Annotated in this window: 18 protein-coding genes and 4 tRNA genes; 3 read left to right on the plus strand and 19 right to left on the minus strand. The window is 29.1% G+C overall.

Annotated elements, in window-relative coordinates:
* Positions 1–361: 361 nt before the first annotated feature.
* Positions 362–1,621 carry an HD domain-containing phosphohydrolase gene (locus OWM07_RS01935; RefSeq protein WP_423301992.1) on the plus strand — a complete coding sequence of 420 codons (1,260 nt, stop codon included), beginning with the start codon at positions 362–364 and terminating at the stop codon, positions 1,619–1,621.
* A gap of 70 nt (positions 1,622–1,691) precedes the next feature.
* On the opposite strand, the gene OWM07_RS01940 is transcribed toward OWM07_RS01935, so the two are convergent.
* The 15 genes from OWM07_RS01940 to OWM07_RS02010 form a co-directional block, all read right to left on the minus strand.
* Positions 1,692–1,764: transfer RNA gene (locus OWM07_RS01940), tRNA-Gly, on the minus strand.
* 5 nt (positions 1,765–1,769) lie between these two features.
* Positions 1,770–1,851: transfer RNA gene (locus OWM07_RS01945), tRNA-Leu, on the minus strand.
* Positions 1,852–1,864: 13 nt separating this feature from the next.
* Positions 1,865–1,937: transfer RNA gene (locus OWM07_RS01950), tRNA-His, on the minus strand.
* A 16-nt stretch (positions 1,938–1,953) separates the two neighbouring features.
* Positions 1,954–2,027 (minus strand) — tRNA-Arg (locus OWM07_RS01955).
* A 73-nt stretch (positions 2,028–2,100) separates the two neighbouring features.
* Complete coding sequence (locus OWM07_RS01960) at positions 2,101–2,397, minus strand: ArsR/SmtB family transcription factor (RefSeq protein ID WP_423301993.1); 297 nt, start codon at positions 2,395–2,397, stop codon at positions 2,101–2,103.
* A 117-nt stretch (positions 2,398–2,514) separates the two neighbouring features.
* Complete coding sequence (locus OWM07_RS01965) at positions 2,515–3,507, minus strand: NAD(P)H-quinone oxidoreductase (protein ID WP_423301994.1); 993 nt, start codon at positions 3,505–3,507, stop codon at positions 2,515–2,517.
* A gap of 60 nt (positions 3,508–3,567) precedes the next feature.
* The gene (locus tag OWM07_RS01970) at positions 3,568–3,840 is read right to left on the minus strand and encodes an EscU/YscU/HrcU family type III secretion system export apparatus switch protein (RefSeq protein WP_423301995.1); all 273 of its coding nucleotides are present in this window, start codon (positions 3,838–3,840) and stop codon (positions 3,568–3,570) included.
* The gene (locus OWM07_RS01975; protein WP_423301996.1) at positions 3,827–4,627 is read right to left on the minus strand and encodes a DUF72 domain-containing protein; all 801 of its coding nucleotides are present in this window, start codon (positions 4,625–4,627) and stop codon (positions 3,827–3,829) included. Before OWM07_RS01975 ends, OWM07_RS01970 begins: the two co-directional genes overlap by 14 nt.
* Positions 4,624–4,968: a cupin domain-containing protein gene (locus tag OWM07_RS01980; protein ID WP_423301997.1), complete on the minus strand. Its 345-nt coding sequence runs from the start codon at positions 4,966–4,968 to the stop codon at positions 4,624–4,626. The genes OWM07_RS01975 and OWM07_RS01980 overlap by 4 nt, the downstream gene beginning before the upstream one ends.
* A 65-nt stretch (positions 4,969–5,033) precedes the next feature.
* Positions 5,034–6,422 (minus strand): CheR family methyltransferase, encoded by a 1,389-nt coding sequence (locus tag OWM07_RS01985; protein WP_423301998.1) that lies wholly within the window; start codon positions 6,420–6,422, stop codon positions 5,034–5,036.
* Positions 6,412–7,782 (minus strand): hypothetical protein, encoded by a 1,371-nt coding sequence (locus tag OWM07_RS01990; RefSeq protein WP_423301999.1) that lies wholly within the window; start codon positions 7,780–7,782, stop codon positions 6,412–6,414. The genes OWM07_RS01985 and OWM07_RS01990 overlap by 11 nt, the downstream gene beginning before the upstream one ends.
* A complete protein-coding gene (locus OWM07_RS01995) occupies positions 7,779–8,768 on the minus strand; it encodes a chemotaxis protein CheB (RefSeq protein ID WP_423302000.1) in 990 nt (329 codons plus the stop codon). The genes OWM07_RS01990 and OWM07_RS01995 overlap by 4 nt, the downstream gene beginning before the upstream one ends.
* Positions 8,765–10,669, minus strand: coding sequence for a hybrid sensor histidine kinase/response regulator (locus tag OWM07_RS02000; protein WP_423302001.1), 1,905 nt, complete (start codon positions 10,667–10,669; stop codon positions 8,765–8,767). Before OWM07_RS02000 ends, OWM07_RS01995 begins: the two co-directional genes overlap by 4 nt.
* Positions 10,670–10,682: 13 nt before the next feature.
* Positions 10,683–12,746, minus strand: coding sequence for a methyl-accepting chemotaxis protein (locus OWM07_RS02005; protein WP_423302002.1), 2,064 nt, complete (start codon positions 12,744–12,746; stop codon positions 10,683–10,685).
* On the minus strand, positions 12,743–13,156 hold the full coding sequence (locus OWM07_RS02010; RefSeq protein WP_423302003.1) for a chemotaxis protein CheW: 414 nt from the start codon (positions 13,154–13,156) through the stop codon (positions 12,743–12,745). Before OWM07_RS02010 ends, OWM07_RS02005 begins: the two co-directional genes overlap by 4 nt.
* A 46-nt stretch (positions 13,157–13,202) precedes the next feature.
* Here OWM07_RS02010 and OWM07_RS02015 point away from each other — a divergent pair, with 46 nt between their 5' ends.
* Positions 13,203–14,237: an AI-2E family transporter gene (locus tag OWM07_RS02015; RefSeq protein WP_423302004.1), complete on the plus strand. Its 1,035-nt coding sequence runs from the start codon at positions 13,203–13,205 to the stop codon at positions 14,235–14,237.
* 23 nt (positions 14,238–14,260) lie between these two features.
* Here the strand turns inward: OWM07_RS02015 and OWM07_RS02020 are convergent, their stop codons facing one another.
* Genes OWM07_RS02020 through hypA form a run of 4 tightly spaced genes read right to left on the minus strand, consistent with a single transcriptional unit; the run spans position 14,261 to position 16,139 of the window.
* Entirely contained in the window at positions 14,261–14,599 is a 339-nt protein-coding gene (locus OWM07_RS02020; protein WP_423302005.1) for a YraN family protein, read from the minus strand.
* The gene (locus OWM07_RS02025) at positions 14,592–15,155 is read right to left on the minus strand and encodes a ribonuclease HII (RefSeq protein ID WP_423302006.1); all 564 of its coding nucleotides are present in this window, start codon (positions 15,153–15,155) and stop codon (positions 14,592–14,594) included. Before OWM07_RS02025 ends, OWM07_RS02020 begins: the two co-directional genes overlap by 8 nt.
* Positions 15,127–15,798, minus strand: a complete 672-nt coding sequence (gene hypB, locus OWM07_RS02030) for a hydrogenase nickel incorporation protein HypB (protein WP_423302007.1) — start codon at positions 15,796–15,798, stop codon at positions 15,127–15,129. Before hypB ends, OWM07_RS02025 begins: the two co-directional genes overlap by 29 nt.
* Positions 15,798–16,139, minus strand: a complete 342-nt coding sequence (gene hypA, locus OWM07_RS02035; protein ID WP_423302008.1) for a hydrogenase maturation nickel metallochaperone HypA — start codon at positions 16,137–16,139, stop codon at positions 15,798–15,800. Before hypA ends, hypB begins: the two co-directional genes overlap by 1 nt.
* An 81-nt stretch (positions 16,140–16,220) precedes the next feature.
* Between hypA and OWM07_RS02040 the strand changes: the two genes are divergently transcribed.
* Positions 16,221–16,958: a sulfite exporter TauE/SafE family protein gene (locus tag OWM07_RS02040; protein WP_423302009.1), complete on the plus strand. Its 738-nt coding sequence runs from the start codon at positions 16,221–16,223 to the stop codon at positions 16,956–16,958.
* Positions 16,959–17,078 lie beyond the last annotated feature (120 nt).

Raw genomic sequence — 17,078 nt, forward strand, 5'->3', positions numbered from 1 at the left:
AATCTTGTCATAATGGAGATAAATATATGCATCAAATTAATAATACAAACTGTCAACAGTGTCACTATCATGGTGGAAGAAATTTCTAAATATTCTATTATAATAAAAGAGAGTGTTTAATAGTTTATATTGCCTTGCAATGAAGCACGACTCATTTATTGCGAAAGTGAGTTTTTTTGAGGTATAAGGGTAGTTATGCTCATGATGTAATAACTAGATGTTAAATAGTATAATTAAAAGAATTAATTTAATCGCTGTAATTTAATTTTTGGGGTGCAACATTAGTGAAAATATTTTGGTATTAAAAAAAGAGTTTTTTAGAAGGACTGTTTTGTTTACCATTTTATTTATTTTACTGTTTATGAGTACACTTCCGTTTATTGTATACTTTGTTGAACTGGTTCATTTTAAAAATCTTCTAAGGGAAAAAATTGAAATAGTTGTAAAACATGAGATCGAGACTACTACTAATTATACTGATTTGATAAAAGAGTTAGAAGATAAGATTTTTTATATTAATAAATACTTGGATATTATTGAACTTAAAGTTTGGAAGGACAATAAGGTAATCTATTCGTTAGTAAACAAAAAAATTTTAGGAAAAACTTTCGAAAATGAAGAGTTAGTGGAAGTAATTAAAAGTGGTAAACCTGTCATTAAAACAAATTTTATGAGTAAAGCTGAAAACGAATATCTAAATGATTTTAAAAGGTTCCTTTTCGAAATTTATTGGCCAATTAAGATGAACAGTGGGGAGAATATTGTTTTTGAATTTTATGCAAAGCCCCCAGTTTTTTACTTTTTAGGACCACAATCGATAATTGTTATGCTAATTGGTTTAACTATACCTGTGATAATTTATATAGTGCTTTATACACAGTTTAAAAAGGCATTAAGAGAATTAATAGAGTATGATAAGAATTTGAGGGAGTCTTATGAAGGCTTGTGGAGATCACATTTTGATAGTATTAGGACTTTGGCAAAGGTGCTGGAATTAAAGGATATAGAAACAGAGGGGCACGGAGAGAGGGTTGCTGTATTATCAATGTATCTGGCTGATAAGTTTAATTTGAACAGATATCAAAAGGGGCAGTTGATAATTGGTGCGTATTTGCATGATCTGGGTAAAGTTGGAATCCCTGATAAGATTATCTTTAAAAATAGTAGTTTAACTGAAGATGAAATAGATATTATTAGAAAGCATGTTGAATATGGATATAATGTAATAAAGGAAAATGAAATATTGGGGGTAGCAAAGGATGTAATACTGTATCATCATGAAAGATGGGATGGGAAAGGGTACCCTTTTGGGATGAAAGGTGATGAGATACCAATAGTTGCGAGAATATTTAGTGTTGTTGATGTTTTTGATGCGCTAATATCGCAAAGACCTTACAAACAAGCATATAGCTTTGATAAAGCAATGAATATAATAAAGAGTTATAGCGGCAATTATTTTGATCCAGAAATCGTTAATGTATTTACCGAGCTGAGTGAAGCTGATTATAAAGAACTTTTTGATAATTTAGATGAAGATTCCTTAAATTTGCTAATATTTGATGCTGTAGAATATATTTTAAGTGGTAGATACAAGAAAAACGGTTATTTTAAAGGGAATTAATAGTCTCTGTAAGACTTTAAAAATATCTATAATTAATCCATTGTTTTAAGTTAAATTTGAAAAAGAGAAAAGCGGGTGACGGGACTCGAACCCGCGACCTCAACCTTGGCAAGGTCACGCTCTACCAGCTGAGCTACACCCGCGTTTATGCGAGTGGAGGGACTCGAACCCCCACGCCTTGCGGCACTAGATCCTAAGTCTAGCGCGTCTACCAGTTCCGCCACACTCGCAAAACAAAAAAAGGGTGAGCGACGGGACTTGAACCCGCGACCACTGGGGCCACAACCCAGGGCTCTACCAACTGAGCTACGCCCACCATAAGAAATCTGAAACGCGCCCAGGAGGACTCGAACCTCCAACCTACGGATTAGAAGTCCGTTGCTCTATCCTGTTGAGCTATGGGCGCAACCGCTTAGGAATTGTATCAATAGCAAAACAGATAACAGTTGTCAATAAAATTTTATATTAAACTACTAATATTACTTACAAGTTGGATCTACTCCGGTGACGCTAACTAAAGTATTTATTATCTCTTTTATTGCTTCATCTACTACATAATAGCAAACAGTGTTCCCTTCCCTTTTAGATTCTAAAATCCCTTTATTTTTTAATGCAATAAGATGCTGGCTTGTGGTACCTTGAGGTATTTTAAGCCCTTCACATATTTTGGTTACATTACACTCATTATTTAATAAACCTATTACTATCTGAAGTCTAATTGGATGTCCCAAAGCTTTGAATTTATCCGCATATTTTTCCAACCACTCTTTATCCATTACTTCCCCCGATAAAAATATAACTATACAATTATATGAATATATTTAAGATAATCAAGCTAAAATTTACAAAAAAGGTAGTTGTAATGCGCCTTACAACTACCTTATGCTAAATGATTAAAGATCTGCAATTTTTAGGACGATTTTTCCAAAATGTTTGTCTTCTTCCATAGTTTGATGAGCTTTTTTTACTTCATCTAAAGGAAATATTGCATGTATAATAGGTATTATTGTTCTGTCGGCAAATTTTGGCATTACCTGCTCATTAAAGGCTTTGATAATTTCTGCTTTTTCTTCTATAGGTCTTGAACGCAAAACTGAACCGATAATTTTATGCCTTTTTACCATAACAAGTCCAAGGTTAATTTCAGCTTTTATCCCGCTTGTAACACCAATAATTACAAGTCTTCCACCGTAAGCTAATGATTTTATATTTGGTTCTAAATAAGCAGCTCCTATATGATCTAAAATAACATCAGCACCTCTTTTATTTGTAAATTCTCTAACAATTTTGGAGAAATCGGGATGCTCTTTATAGTTGATTAATAAATCTACTCCTAAATCTTTAACTCTTTCCATTTTTTCAGGAGAAACTGTTACTATGATTTTAACATTATTTCTGATTGCTCTTGTTATCTGGATAGCAGCAGTATTTACTCCACCTCCACCACCATGAAAAATAGCATAGTTGTCATCTTTCAATTCACCTAACAATATTACATTTAAAAAGGCTGTAATATATGATTCACAAATACAAGCAGCTTCTTCAAAGGTCATACTCTCTGGTATTGGTATTAAATGGTCTGCATAGGCAACGGCATATTCTGCATACCCCCCACCACCAACAAGTGCCGCAACCCTATCACCTTTTTTCCACCCTTTTACATTTGATCCTACCTCTTCAATTATCCCTGCAACCTCTAATCCCAAAATCTCTGATTCTCCAGGTGGTGGTGGATACTTACCCTCTCTTTGTACTAAATCAGGTCTATTAATGGATGTCGCAGCAACTTTTATTAAAACCTGGTTTTCTTTTGGTTTTGGGATTTCAGTATCGATAATTTTCAATACATCAATACCACCAAAACCGTCACAAATTACAGCTTTCATCATAACCCCCCACAAGTTTTTTGTTATTATATAACTGCAATTGGAAAAATCAAAGGGTATTTATTTGTTGTTTTTAACGCTGTTGTTTAATTTGTAAATCTCAATCAATATATCTGCAACAGCTTGATATAAATATTCTGGGATTTCTTCGTAAAGATCTAATGTAGAAAGCACTTCTACTAAGTCTGGATCTTCTTTTATAAAAACGCCATGCTCTTGTGCTTTTTTTATTATTTTTTCTGCAATCAGCCCTTTACCTTTAGCAGATAGTTTAGGTGCTTTGTCTTTACCTTGCTCATATTTTAGTGCAGCAGCTTTTTTAAATTTTTTCATTTTCGTTTATTATGTCGTAAAATTGCTTTGCGTTTTTACAGGCTTTAGCATCTATAACATTGCAAAAACTGATAAAAACTTTTTTACTTGTAAGTGATAATACTTTGATATCATTATAAATCTGATTTAATTCCTCTAAGCTGTAGTCATAATCTAAGATTTTATCTTCCGGTGTAAGCCAGTATTTACTCTTTCCATAAAGCCTGAAATAAGTGAAATTGTTAGATGAAAATGGGTAATAAGGTGCTAAACCTTTTATTTGAGGCATATCTACAACAACTAACCCTATCCTCTTTTCCTGAAATAGCTCAAGGAATCTGCTTTTATACCATGTCCTGTTTGGAAGCTCAAAAAAAATTGGGAAACCTTTAAAATCATTGGATAATTTTTCAATAAGTTCGAAATTCTCTTTTGATGCTGAAAAAGCATAATTAAAATCAGCAAAAAAAGCAGCTAACCTATCTTTTTCAATAATAGGGGTTAAACCGTGTAAAAAATCTTTTACATCTTGTTGATTGTATCTACCTTTAAGAAATCTTTTATTTAATCTCACTGAAAATGTTAAATCTCCTGATCTATCTAAAATGCTTTTTATAGTTTTTAAGTAAGGTATATTATAAAAAGTGAAAGTCATCTCTAAAAAATTTAGATAATCTTTTTGCGCATAAAAGGGGAGCATGTGAAAATTTGATGTACCCTTAGGATAAAATTTGCCAATCCAATCTCTAAATTTATAACCACTTGTCCCTATAAAAACAGGTGTCTCATCAATACTTATCTGTTTCATTCTATTATTACCGCTAAAAAGGTTATTGGTTCGTTTGTTTTGTTTTCAATGGAGTGACTTTCCCCTTTTGGGGTTATAAGCATATCCCCTGGCGATAATAGCTCTTCAACACCGTTATCATTTACAATGGCTTTTCCATCAAGCATAAGATATATTTCCATATCATTTTCGTGTGTATGATAACCTACTTTTGAATCAGGTTTTAACTCTATTACAGAAAACATTTTTATTTTACCACCAAATTTAGTTACTACCTCATAAGCAAAATTTATAAGTGAACCGCGCCCCTCTTTTGGCTTTAAAACCTCTTTTGGCTCAATATCCTTTAATCTGACTATCATCCTTACCTCCATATTTTAAGCTTTTATGAAGTATAACAATTTGGGAAAAAAAGCAATATTTCACTTTAATTAAGTTGGGAAAGATAAGAATTTATTATATTTTTTAGACCATCTGCAGATAGTTCGCTGATGTAGATGAGGTTGTTATCCGTGTTTTCATCTAAAAACATTAAAGCCTTTTCAAAAGCTTTTTTGGCTTCATCTCTTTCATTTAACTTTAACAATGCTAAACCGTAGTAAAACCATGCTGGTGAAGAATCGGTTTTGAGGTAGATAGATTTTCTAAGTTCGTTTTTAGAGTTTTCATAATCACCTTTATAAAAATTTAGAATCCCTTTGATAAGGAATAGCTCGTAGGATAGGATATTGTTATCAATAGAGTAATTTAAAAAGTTTTCTGCATCATCAATTAGATTTTGCTTAATTAGACAAATTAGGTAGAATATTTTTGCTCGATTATTTGTAGGGTTAAGATTCTCAAAAATCTTTCTAAAAATTGCAGCAGCTTCATCGTAATTATTATTTGTAAAATGTGCCAGTGCTTTATCAAAAAGCTCTGTTTCTGACTTTTCGGTATTTTTACGAGTTCTTATTTTTATATCTGTAATAATAGGTTGCTTTTTTATAATTGTTTCTGATTTAATTTTATCATTATTAGCTTTCTCTGATGTCTCATCTGTAGATGTTTTTTTCTTAAATACAGTTACTCCATCGATTTCATATCTTTCAAAAGTGTTTATTGGGACTGATAGAATATCAGAGTTGCCAAAGATTATTGTGGCATGCTTATTTGTTATCTCATCTATTTTTTTTATAGTGTTTTCAGTATCCTCTTTGTCAAAATAGATTAGGATATTTCTACAATAAACAATATCGAAATTTTTTTCATCAAACTCAAAGAGGTTTTTATGAAGAAATGTTATATTCTTTTTGACAAAATCTTTAATTTTATAATTATTTTCATCGATTTTATCAAAATATCTATCAACTATTGATAAAGGTGTATTTCTTAGATACCATTTTTGATAGATACCTGTTTTGGCATGTTCTATCTGTTCTTTGCTGATATCTATACCGACTATTGATGTTGGATGATTTATGCCAAAGTTTTCAATTAATTCGATAGCTATTGTGTAAGGCTCACATCCATTTGAACAACCTATTGATAAGATTTTGATATTTTTGTTTTGTAAATTGTTTATTATAGTTTTTAAAATTGTAAAGTGGCTTTTATTTCTATAAAAAAAGGATTCATTGATAGTTATTTCTGATAAGAAATTAAAAAGTGCAGTGCGATCATTTCTCAGTAATTCGTAAACATTTTTTGAAGATTTGTAGTAATCAATCCATTTGGATAAGGTCTTATTAAAATTATCTTTAATGGAGCCAACAATGTTTAACCCAGAAAAAGATTTGACTAATGATATTATGTTATCAGTACAATCAATAGTCATTACGCACCTTATCCAAAATCTTTTTCCTCTCCTCCTCAGAAAAGAATAAATAATCTGGTAGATGGATATATGTGAGAGACCTTTTTATATTTAACATTTTAAAATCAATGTCAAGGTTTTTGTACATACCAAAATAAGAATTATTACAAAAAATTAAATCGGATGATTCACTATTAACAAGTGGCATATTATTTGTTGCACTAAAGAGAAGTTTATCGTTTTCGATTTTTATTACTGAAAGAGGTGTTGGGAAAAATTTTAACAAGTTTTTAAGAATAAAGATATTTAAGTGATTTAGTATTTCTGAAAAGTCAGATAAACTGCTTGTTAGATGATAAAAGTAAATTGTAATAATAGAGTGATTGTACAAAGAGGTATGAGTTGATATTATGTAATGTGAGTCATCTTTTTTGAAAGACGAAGTATGTGATCTTGTATTTATTATTTTAATACTATCAGGCAAAGGTTCGTTGAAAATCGTATTTAGAATTATCTTTATTTTGTCTAAATCAACACATTTGTTTCTAAAAGCTTCTTTATGCAAAGTTGTTGATAGGAAATAGTAGAATTTCTTTAAAATATTTAAAAGAGCTGGGGTTAGTTCGAAAAGGGTATCATCAACTTCTTGCTGTCTGTAAAAAATATGAAATTTACCTTTTTGATCACCATTTATGTTAATAGGGAAATAGTGATGGATATCTTCGTGATGTAATTCTACTGTATTTTCTGGATTAAAGATTTTGTAATTTTCTAACGATTTATAAATTAAATTTAAACTATCCTTTTGCAGTGTGGTAAAAATGTAAGTACCATAATCTGTTTTAAACTCGATTAATAATTTATCAATATCGAATATTAGATTGAATAAATATATTAATTCATTAAAGTAAGTATTTAGATCTAATAAGTTATCAAGGATGTTATTTGAATAAACTTCTAAAAATTTTTGATATAAATAGTATCTGTAAGTTTTAAAATTTAAGACATTGTATTGATTGTTTATCGCAAAATCTATAGAGCAAAACTCTAATCTTTCAAAAGAAATTTTTATATTTTCATTGGATGATACAATAATGTTTGGTAGTGTTATAGAGTATAATGTTATTAGTTTTGGATTTGAAGTTATTAAAAGTATAGATTTGTTTAAATTGTTATTTTTCTCTGATAATGCCATTAAATATCCAGGGTTTATTTCGTATAAAAAGGCGTTTTCTACAATAAAGACTGCATTTTCGATATTACCCAGTCTAAATAATTCATCGATAGATGATATTTCTATTATGTTATCATTTATGAATGTTTCTTTAATCAAAGTTTTTATCAAAAGACTATTTACAGCTACAACAATGTTTTTCTTCATAGGTAATCTATAATCTCTTCAGGTTTTATGATATGATCAGCATAAGATAAAGCACATTTTGGCATACTAGGGGCAACAGCAGTCTCAGGATCTTGAACAATGATTTTGGCACCAACATCTTTTGCATATTTAATACCATCTAAACCGTCATACCCCATACCAGTTATCTGAAAAATTATACATTTATTTTTATAAGCTGATGCAATAGATTTATAAACATTATTTATTGATGGGTAATATGCTTGCTGTTTATCAATTGGTGTTAGCTTAAACATATTTTTTTCAATAACGAAATTGTAAGCTGTGGGGGCTATATAAACTTTGTCTTCAACTGGTAGACAATCAGTTATTAAAGCAGTCTGTTTATTAGATAAACCTGATAACCAGTCTTTTAGTTGAACCTCGAATCCAAATTCATAATGATTTGCTACAATTACTGGTAAATTCTTAATATTTGATATTAATGGTATAATTGATTTTAAGACTTTTGGCCCACCTGTTGACCCCCCTATAACAAGGATTGACTCAAGTGCCTCTTTTTTAGGGTAATTGTCTAATTGTTTTTTATGTAAGCCAAGTTGAGTGTTGGTATTTTTTATTTGTATTTTAGATGAATTTTTAATCCTTATATATACTTTTTGTAAAAACTCATCATCAATTTCTAAAGGTTTTTTTATAATATCAACGAAGTAATCTATATTTAGTATGAAGCTTTTTTCTATTTCGAAATCTGATAAAGAGGTCATTAGAATGATAGGTGTAGGATTAATACTCATAATTGATTCTGCGACAGCGTCTCCATTCATTTTGGGTAGCATTAAATCTAAAAGTACAACATCAGGCCTTAATTCTGCAAACATTCTAACAGCAGAAATCCCATCTGCCGCATAACCTAATATATTGATATCTTTGTAATGGCTTAATCTTTCTATGAGAGATGTCCTAAAATATGGGGAATCTTCTACAATTAAAATATTTTTTTTCATATCAACTCTTTAATTTTTTTTAAAAGAGCCTGATTATCAAAATCCTTTTTTATAAAATAACCGTTTGCACCTAAGTTCATACCGTTTTGTATATCTTTCTGATCACCTCTTGAGGTTAACACAATTATCGGTAGATGGTCATCCTTTTCTCTAATTTTTTGGATTAAAGTAAAACCGTCCATTTCTGGCATCTCTATATCAGTTAATACTAAATTTACTTCGTTAGATTTTAGTATATTGATAGCTTCAATGCCATTTTTAGCTTTTATAATTTTGTAATTATTCTCGAGGATATTTTCCAGTGTATTCAGTATTATTTTATTATCATCAACAATTAGTACAGTTTTCTTAGCACTTGGTTTGGTAGAAAAAGAATCTTCAGTTGTTTGAGGAACAATTAAAGGTTTTCCATCAAGTTCTGATGGTGAAAGGATACCTATAGGAGCATTGTTATAAGTAGAAAAACCGATATAATGTTTATAAGCTCCATTAAAACCTTTTAATTTTATTATATCTAAAAGGATATTCTCTTTTGCCGATTCAAATATTAAAGCGGTAGCGGAATTTTTGAAAAACATTATCAATTTTTCCTTAACATTTGTGATGTTAAGAAGATTTGCTAAGCTAATAGTTGAGTATAGTTTGTTTTTATGTTGATAGTATTTTTTATTATCTTTTGAAATCAGCTTATTTTCGTCATATTTTTCAATTGAGTCTATAAAAGTTAGTGGGATAGCTAAATCAAGTCCTGCTGAATAGATAATTTTTGTCATAATACTTTGGAATGTAAAAGGGACATTTAATAGAAATCTTGTATATCTATGCTTTTCCGTTTCCACTTCAATTATTCCACCGATACTTTCTATTTTCTCTTTAACAATTTGCATACCCACGCCTCTGCCACTTACTTCATCGATAGTTTCAGAAGTGGAAATTTTATCGGAAAAAATGAGGTTTATTACACTTTCTTCATTTAAATCTTTTAACTCTTCTTTTGAAATTAGTTTTGCTTCAATTGCTTTTGCAATAACTTTTTCTATATCTATACCTTGTCCATCATCTTCAACGGTGATAAGTATACGATCATTAAGTTTGTGATATGAAATTTTTATAGTTCCAGTCTCACTTTTATTTGACTTTTTCCTTTCAGCAGGTGATTCTACCCCATGATATACTGCGTTTCTTACAATGTGGACTAAAGCTTCATTTATTACATTTATAATTGTTTCGTCAGCTTCGACATCAGAATTTTCTATAACAACTTTTATCTTTTTGTTAAATTTTGATGCTGTGGAAAAGGCAATATTTTTGATTTTTTCATCAAGTATGGAAAAAGATTTTAGATTTAATCTGTTAAGTTTGTAACCTAATGACTCTAATTTTGCATAAATTTTCTTTTTTAGATATTTTTCAATATTAATTTTTTCTAAAATGTTGTGAATTTCGTTTTGGATTTCAAAATAATCTTTTTTTATTTCTACTATTTTATTTTGGTCAACTTTATTTGAATGATGAACACTTTTATCTAATGTGGGTGAACTTGAAACAGTTTTTCCTGAAAGTATATTATTAATATTTGTGCAAATGTCTTCAGGATTGTCTAAATTGTTTGGTATTTTTTCCAATTGGTCAATAAGTTCTACTATTTTAACTTTATCACTTTCATTTAGATTCGTTTTTATCTTGTTGAAATAATTTTCAAGGTTGTGAAAGATATCCGTTAATCTTTTAAAACCTATGATTGCAGAAGAGCCTTTTAATGTGTGTAATTCTTTGATAATTTGATTAAAAACTGCTACATCATCAGTTTCAAAAAAACTATTGATATGGGTTCTAATGTTTTGTAAGTGTTCCTGTAATTCTTCAATAAAGACATCGAATAACTTTTTATCGATATTCATAGTTTTATCAATGTTATAATTTTTTTATTACTTCCATAGTTTCTTTTAATGTTTTTGTTACAGCTTTAATATCTTGGGCAGTTTGTAAAGAGTTGTTTGCAGCGTTTAGGGCATCTTTCATAGCCATAGTAATTTCATTTGAGCTGTTTGAGATATCGTTTGTTGCTTGTTTTAAATCTTTAACAGAATTTATTATTTCATATAAATTTGTATTTAAATCTTTTAAAGAATTGAAAATCTGTTCAAAGTTTTCTGATAGTGATTTTATGTCGTTGTAGCCTTCATTTATATTTTTTATTGTTTCTTCAGCAATCATTACTGCTGTTGTGCTAAAGTTATTAATTTGTTCTATATTGTTTTCAATTTCGGAGGTAAAATTATATGTTTTTTCAGCTAAATCCCTTATTTCTTCAGCGATTATTTTAAAGCTTTCATTTGTAGAAGACTCTCTAACAGCTTCTATTGAAGCATTTAGGGATAAAATATTTGTTTGCTCTGAAATTTCATAAATTGTTTTTAATATCTTTTTGATTTCATTTGTTTTGTTGTTTAGGTTATTTATTATCTCAAATACTTCCTTTACTTTGTTTGTTAACTCTTTCATCCCTTCGTTTGATTCACTAAGTGAGTTTTCGGTTTGAAGAGTGATTTCGTTTATTGTATCACTTTTTTGTGCGATATTATTAAGAGTGGTTAAAATCTGCTCCGTTGAGGTATTTAACTCCATTATTGAAGTATTCGATTCGGCTACAGTGGCATTTTGTTGTGCTAACATAGCACTTAATGAATTGGCGTTTGTCTCAAGCTCTGATGAGGAGCTTGTGAGATGTGAAACGGCTTCTTCTATATTTAATAAAATTTTTTCAAGTTTATTAGCTCTTTCTTCTTGAGCTTTTTGCTCAATTTTTTGACTTGTGATGTCATGAAATGTAATCAAGTACCCCAACAGCTTATTTTCTGTATCAAACAGTTTGGTCAGTCTTACTATAAAGTAGGCATTATTTTTTACATCAAATAACTCAAATTTTGTTTTTTGTTTAATTGAATTTACAAATTTGTCTAAGTTTTCTTCAAGAATTTTTAAGCTTTCAGGTATGATATTATAAAAATTATAATCTGTATCTTTATCAAGATTAAATAATTCATCAAAAAATCTATTTTTAAAAATAATATTTAGACTTTTATCTAACATGGCTACGGGGATAGGTAATCTTGATAAAATGGTAAGTACTTTTAGTTCATTAGATTTTAGCTCTGTCAGGGTTTCTTCGGCAGCTTTTGCGATTAGATCGTATTCAATTATATTAAAATCTTTAAATGTGACCTCTTTTTCCCCTTTTTTTATCGCTTTAAAGTTTGTGAATAGATTGAAAAGCGGTTTGGTTGAAAATCTTATGAAAAGTAGCTCAGTGATTAGCCAGATGATATAAAGAAAGATTGTTAAGATAATTATAGATACCACCTTGTTTGAAGATAAGAAATGGTTGTATTTTGGAATAAAATAGATATCAAAATTTAAGTCTGCAAAGTTTAAAAGCAGTGAATTATTTGAGTTATCAATTATTATATCTGAAATAACCTTTTTATTTTCTGAGTTAAAAACAGTGGAATTATATTTAATTATTATATTAGCTATTGAATTGTTAATATCAAGTTTTGCTTTATATATCAGTTGATGAATATTATTACCAATTAATAGGTATCTGTTGATAACCAGTTTGCTGTTATCTAAGTAAACAAATTTGATTTGTTTATTTTTCACTATTAAACTAATTAAATCTTTTGGTAGTGAGCTACTTTCTAATTTATAAGTTTTTACATCGTAGAGTTTTGATTTTAGGGTTGGTAATTTTTCTAAATTTTCTAAAGCTAAATTATCAAATGCATTTTCTTCGGTATTAATTTCAGAGTATATTAACCATTTGATATTGTGGGCGTATTGTTTTAATAATCGGTTGCCTGTTTCTTTTATTTGATTATTGATTACTGAATAAAAAATGTATGCAAAAATTGCAAACAATAAAGTAAGAGCAAAAATTCTTAAAATGAGAATATTTTTTAAGCTTATTTTTTTCATTGTGCCTCCTTTGAGAGTGTTTGGGCTATTAGTTTTTTTATATTTTCCAAGTTAAGATTATATACTAATTGTTCATCTTTTTTAAAAATATTTGTAATAAATTCATTGTTGTTTGAATTTTCAATCTTCTCACCTAAATCGCTTTCTATCTTTATCTTTCCATCACTTGTAAGTATAAAATTGTATTCATTATGCAAAAGTATCAGTTTCCTTGATATGGAAACATTTGGAAATTTAAACAAATAATTTATATTAAAAATTGGGTATAAATCACCTTTTATATTTGAAACCCCTACCAGAATATTTTCAAAAAAAGGTAGTGGGTATATTTTTTTGGTCAAAAAGATACTCTTAACATCATTTATATCTACTGCAAATAAGTTTTGGTTATTTTCAAATAATAAAAACATTTTAAATATTCTTTATAAATTTTTTCTTCTATGTTATAATTTTAGCATGGATTTTATGAAAATTGAATTAAATTTTAAAAATTTTTTGATTATTTTATTTCTTGTATGTTTTATATTTATTATTTTTAAGATAAAAAGCTTACTTACACCCTTTGCCCTTGCATTTTTTATCTCTTATCTTTTAGATCCAATTGTTGATAAATTGGAAAATTTGAAAATTAACAGAACAATTGCTGTTATAATTGTTTTTATATTTTTCAGTTTAATTTTTACTATGACATTTATTTTTGTAGTTCCAATAATGGTTAACGAAATAAATAGTTTACTTAAAAAGATCCCTGAATACTTACAAAGGCTGGATTTGAAGCTAAAGGAGTATAACTATTATTTACTTATACAACCTTATATAAATGAGATCAAAGGTGCAATAATTAAAAATCTGGGGAAGATTTCTAATGTATTATCGGATGTTGTTGGTACTTTAAGCGGTTATCTGGGCAGTTTTGTAAATTTTATTATTCTTTATTCTATTGTCCCCATTTTGGTTTTTTATTTTTTAAAAGATTTCGATGTGTTGATTGATAAAGGACGAACCATATTAAAAAATAAAGGGTTGGAAGATGTTATAATCAAAGCAGAAAAGTTCAATGATATTTTGAGAAGATACTTTAGGGGTCAGTTTATTGTTTCAATATTTTTGGGGGTTATGTATAGCATAACATTGTTAATTATTGGTGTTGATGGTGCTGTTTTTGTTGGCGTAATTTCTGGATTATTAAGTATGGTGCCATATCTGGGTTTTATAGTTGGGTTTGTTACCTCTATTTTGTTAGTAATTATTCAGTTTCAAGATTTTATACATATCTTGTATGTAATAATTGGATTTGCTGTGGTTCAGGTAATAGAGAGTAATTTTGTTACGCCTAAGGTTGTTGGTGAAAGTTTGGGGTTGCACCCTGTTGCAGTTATTTTTGCCATAATGGTTGGAGGATCGCTTTTTGGTATCGCTGGTATGATCTTTTCTCTTCCTGTTGCAGCTCTTATAAAGGTATCCTTTTTTGATAACCTTTTGAAAGAGTAATCATATTTAAGGTAGATGATATTTTATAGAGTAAATGCATTTTCAATATGTGTAATTTTTTCCTTATCGATTGATATTACATCAAAGCGGATGAGCTTATCTAAAAAATTGTTTTTTGTTATAAAAAAGTTTGCAGTTTTAATTATTTTTTCTATTTTGCGATTGTCAACTGCTTCAAAACCTGCTCCAAATTTTTTGTTATTTCTTGTTTTTACCTCAATAAAAATAATCTGGTTATCTTTTTGGGCGATTATATCTATTTCACCATATTTTGATTTAAAATTTTTTTCTAAAATTTGATACCCCTGTTTTTCTAAATATTTAGCAGCTTTGTTTTCCCCAAATTTTCCAAGATTAAACATAGTTTTTTAAAAAGCTTTTTCTATGTAATTCACAAATTCCAAACTTTCTTATAGCCTCTATATGCTCTTTTGTGCCATAACCTTTGTTTTTATACCAGTTATATTCTGGATATTTTATATGAAGTTTTTTCATAAGATTGTCTCTATAAACTTTTGCTATTATTGATGCTGCAGCAATATTTTGAAATATTGACTCCCCTTTGTTCACTGAGGTGATTTCACATCCATAATAATTTTTTAATTTCACAGCATCTATCGCTATAAAATCATATTTTGATTTTAATTTAGATAAGGCTATATGCATTGCTTGTTTTGTAGCTTGTAAAATGTTTATTTTATCAATTACTTTGTTACAAACAACTGCAAAACTATAATCTAATGCAATCTCTTTTATATATTGAGCTAACTTTTCCCTTTGCCTTTCTGAAATCTTTTTTGAGTCAATAATTCTTTCATCTTTAAAGTCAGAAGGCAAGATGACTGCAGCAACTACTAAAGGCCCTGCAAAGCAACCTCTGCCTACCTCATCAAGACCTGCATAAACCTGTTTTTTCATAGTATTTTTCTTCAATCCAGTTGATTACATTATCAATGCCACTTTTTGTTTTGCATGAAGTTTCAAATATTTCTAAACTGCTATTTATCCCTCTAGCGTAAGCTTTACATTTTTCCACATCAAAATCTAATACTGGAATTAAGTCTGTTTTGTTTATTATCAATGCAGAAGAGTTCCTAATTACAGTTGGATACTTGATTGGTTTGTCTTCTCCTTCGGTAGTACTTATAAGTGCTATTTTATAATCTTCTCCAAGATCAAACTCAGCTGGGCAGACTAAATTACCAACATTTTCTATTATTAAAATATTTAACTCTTTTAATGAAAATGATGATAATGCTTTCTCGATACCACTTGATTCTAAATGGCAAGCTCCATGAGTATTAATTTGATAGCAGGTTACTCCTATTTTTCTTATCCTTTCTGCATCATTCTCTGTGGCAAGATCCCCTTCTATTACTCCAACATTATATTTTTCTTTTAAAATGGGCAGGATAGATTCTAATAGTGATGTTTTCCCGCTGCCAGGTGATGATAAAAAGTTTAAAACAAGAATATTGTTTTCCTTAAAGAGCATTCGCAAATATTTTGCTTTTTGTTCATTTTTTGTCAAAATTTTTGTCTCTACTTTTATATTTCCCATCATTCTACCTCTATTTCTGTTATATTTAATTCTTCCCCTTCGATTATTTTCACATTTAAAGAGTTGCAATTTTTACAGCTAAAAAAATAACCATCATAGTTGTTTATAAAGCCGCACTCCTCACATTCCCCTTTTATTAAAACTTCTTCAACTTCTAATGTGCTGTTTTCTGCTATGGTTCCTTCTTTTAGTGCGTCAAAGGCAAATAACAAAGAGTTTATATCTACAGCGGCTAACTTTCCTATTTTAACAAAAACTTTTTTTATTATTTTAGCATCATTTTGTTTTGCTGTATCAATTGCAATATCCAAGATGTTTTGAGCTATACTTGCTTCATGCATGTTTTTTTGATAGCACAATGTCTTCTTATTTGCAATATGAATAAAAATTTGTTATTTTATTTTTAGTATTGAGAGGAAAAGATGCTGGAGATACTACTTTTTATAGTGGGAGTTGTTTCGGGTTTTATAAATGTTTTGGCTGGTGGCGGCTCTTTTTTGACAATCCCCCTTTTAATATTTATGGGGCTTCCGCCCACAGTTGCTAATGGCACAAACAGGCTTGGTGTTTTTTTACAGTCACTTTTTGCTGTAAGAAAATTTCATCAATATAAAGTGTTTAATGCTAAATTTGCTTTAGCTGTATCAATTCCTGCTACTATGGGTGCGATTTTTGGGGCATATCTTGCTACAATTATTAGCGATGCTGCATTTAAAAAATATCTTGCAATAATTATGATTGTAATAACATTTATTTCGATTTTAAATCCTGTAAAAAATATACAATCAAAAGATATGGAATATTCTTTTAAAAGAAAAGTAGTGTTGTTTTTAGTGTTTTTTCTTATAGGGATTTATGGTGGGTTTGTGCAGGCTGGTGTAGGTTTTTTGATCCTTGCAGGTATAACTTTGACAGGATTTAATTTAGTTGAAGGTAATGCTATTAAAACCTTTGTTATTATGGTATTTACTATCTTTGCACTGATAATTTTTATTGCAAATAATAAAGTGGATTTTGTTTTAGGGCTTATTCTTGGGGTTGGTAATATTATAGGTGCTCTACTTGGGACAAAGGTTACTGTGGAGAAAGGGCATAATTTTATACAAAAAGTTGTGATTGTTTGTATTATTATCTTTGCAATAAAACTTTTAGTAAGTTAAAAAAATAGGGCTCTTAATGAGCCCCTATTTTTTTAATCAGAAAGCTATAAGCTTTATACCAACAGCAACTAACAATAAAAGAAAGATCATACCAGCTGCTTTTGATATAATCCTCTCAAG

It is taken from the genome of Deferribacter thermophilus (assembly GCF_049472675.1).
Taxonomy (GTDB): Bacteria; Chrysiogenota; Deferribacteres; order Deferribacterales; family Deferribacteraceae; genus Deferribacter; species Deferribacter thermophilus.

What these genes read in the sequence shown, in the direction of transcription:
- hypB (WP_423302007.1), bottom strand. Translation starts at nt 15,798, where the DNA reads ATGGGAAATATAAAAGTAGAGACAAAAATTTTGACAAAAAATGAACAA.
- OWM07_RS01990 (WP_423301999.1), bottom strand. Translation starts at nt 7,782, where the DNA reads ATGAAGAAAAACATTGTTGTAGCTGTAAATAGTCTTTTGATAAAAACT.
- OWM07_RS02020 (WP_423302005.1), bottom strand. Translation starts at nt 14,599, where the DNA reads ATGTTTAATCTTGGAAAATTTGGGGAAAACAAAGCTGCTAAATATTTA.
- OWM07_RS01975 (WP_423301996.1), bottom strand. Translation starts at nt 4,627, where the DNA reads ATGAAACAGATAAGTATTGATGAGACACCTGTTTTTATAGGGACAAGT.
- OWM07_RS02015 (WP_423302004.1), top strand. Translation starts at nt 13,203, where the DNA reads ATGGATTTTATGAAAATTGAATTAAATTTTAAAAATTTTTTGATTATT.
- OWM07_RS01985 (WP_423301998.1), bottom strand. Translation starts at nt 6,422, where the DNA reads ATGACTATTGATTGTACTGATAACATAATATCATTAGTCAAATCTTTT.
- OWM07_RS01965 (WP_423301994.1), bottom strand. Translation starts at nt 3,507, where the DNA reads ATGAAAGCTGTAATTTGTGACGGTTTTGGTGGTATTGATGTATTGAAA.
- OWM07_RS01995 (WP_423302000.1), bottom strand. Translation starts at nt 8,768, where the DNA reads ATGAAAAAAAATATTTTAATTGTAGAAGATTCCCCATATTTTAGGACA.
- OWM07_RS02005 (WP_423302002.1), bottom strand. Translation starts at nt 12,746, where the DNA reads ATGAAAAAAATAAGCTTAAAAAATATTCTCATTTTAAGAATTTTTGCT.
- hypA (WP_423302008.1), bottom strand. Translation starts at nt 16,139, where the DNA reads ATGCATGAAGCAAGTATAGCTCAAAACATCTTGGATATTGCAATTGAT.
- OWM07_RS01960 (WP_423301993.1), bottom strand. Translation starts at nt 2,397, where the DNA reads ATGGATAAAGAGTGGTTGGAAAAATATGCGGATAAATTCAAAGCTTTG.
- OWM07_RS02010 (WP_423302003.1), bottom strand. Translation starts at nt 13,156, where the DNA reads ATGTTTTTATTATTTGAAAATAACCAAAACTTATTTGCAGTAGATATA.
- OWM07_RS01980 (WP_423301997.1), bottom strand. Translation starts at nt 4,968, where the DNA reads ATGATAGTCAGATTAAAGGATATTGAGCCAAAAGAGGTTTTAAAGCCA.
- OWM07_RS02025 (WP_423302006.1), bottom strand. Translation starts at nt 15,155, where the DNA reads ATGAAAAAACAGGTTTATGCAGGTCTTGATGAGGTAGGCAGAGGTTGC.
- OWM07_RS02000 (WP_423302001.1), bottom strand. Translation starts at nt 10,669, where the DNA reads ATGAATATCGATAAAAAGTTATTCGATGTCTTTATTGAAGAATTACAG.
- OWM07_RS01970 (WP_423301995.1), bottom strand. Translation starts at nt 3,840, where the DNA reads ATGAAAAAATTTAAAAAAGCTGCTGCACTAAAATATGAGCAAGGTAAA.
- OWM07_RS02040 (WP_423302009.1), top strand. Translation starts at nt 16,221, where the DNA reads ATGCTGGAGATACTACTTTTTATAGTGGGAGTTGTTTCGGGTTTTATA.
- OWM07_RS01935 (WP_423301992.1), top strand. Translation starts at nt 362, where the DNA reads ATGAGTACACTTCCGTTTATTGTATACTTTGTTGAACTGGTTCATTTT.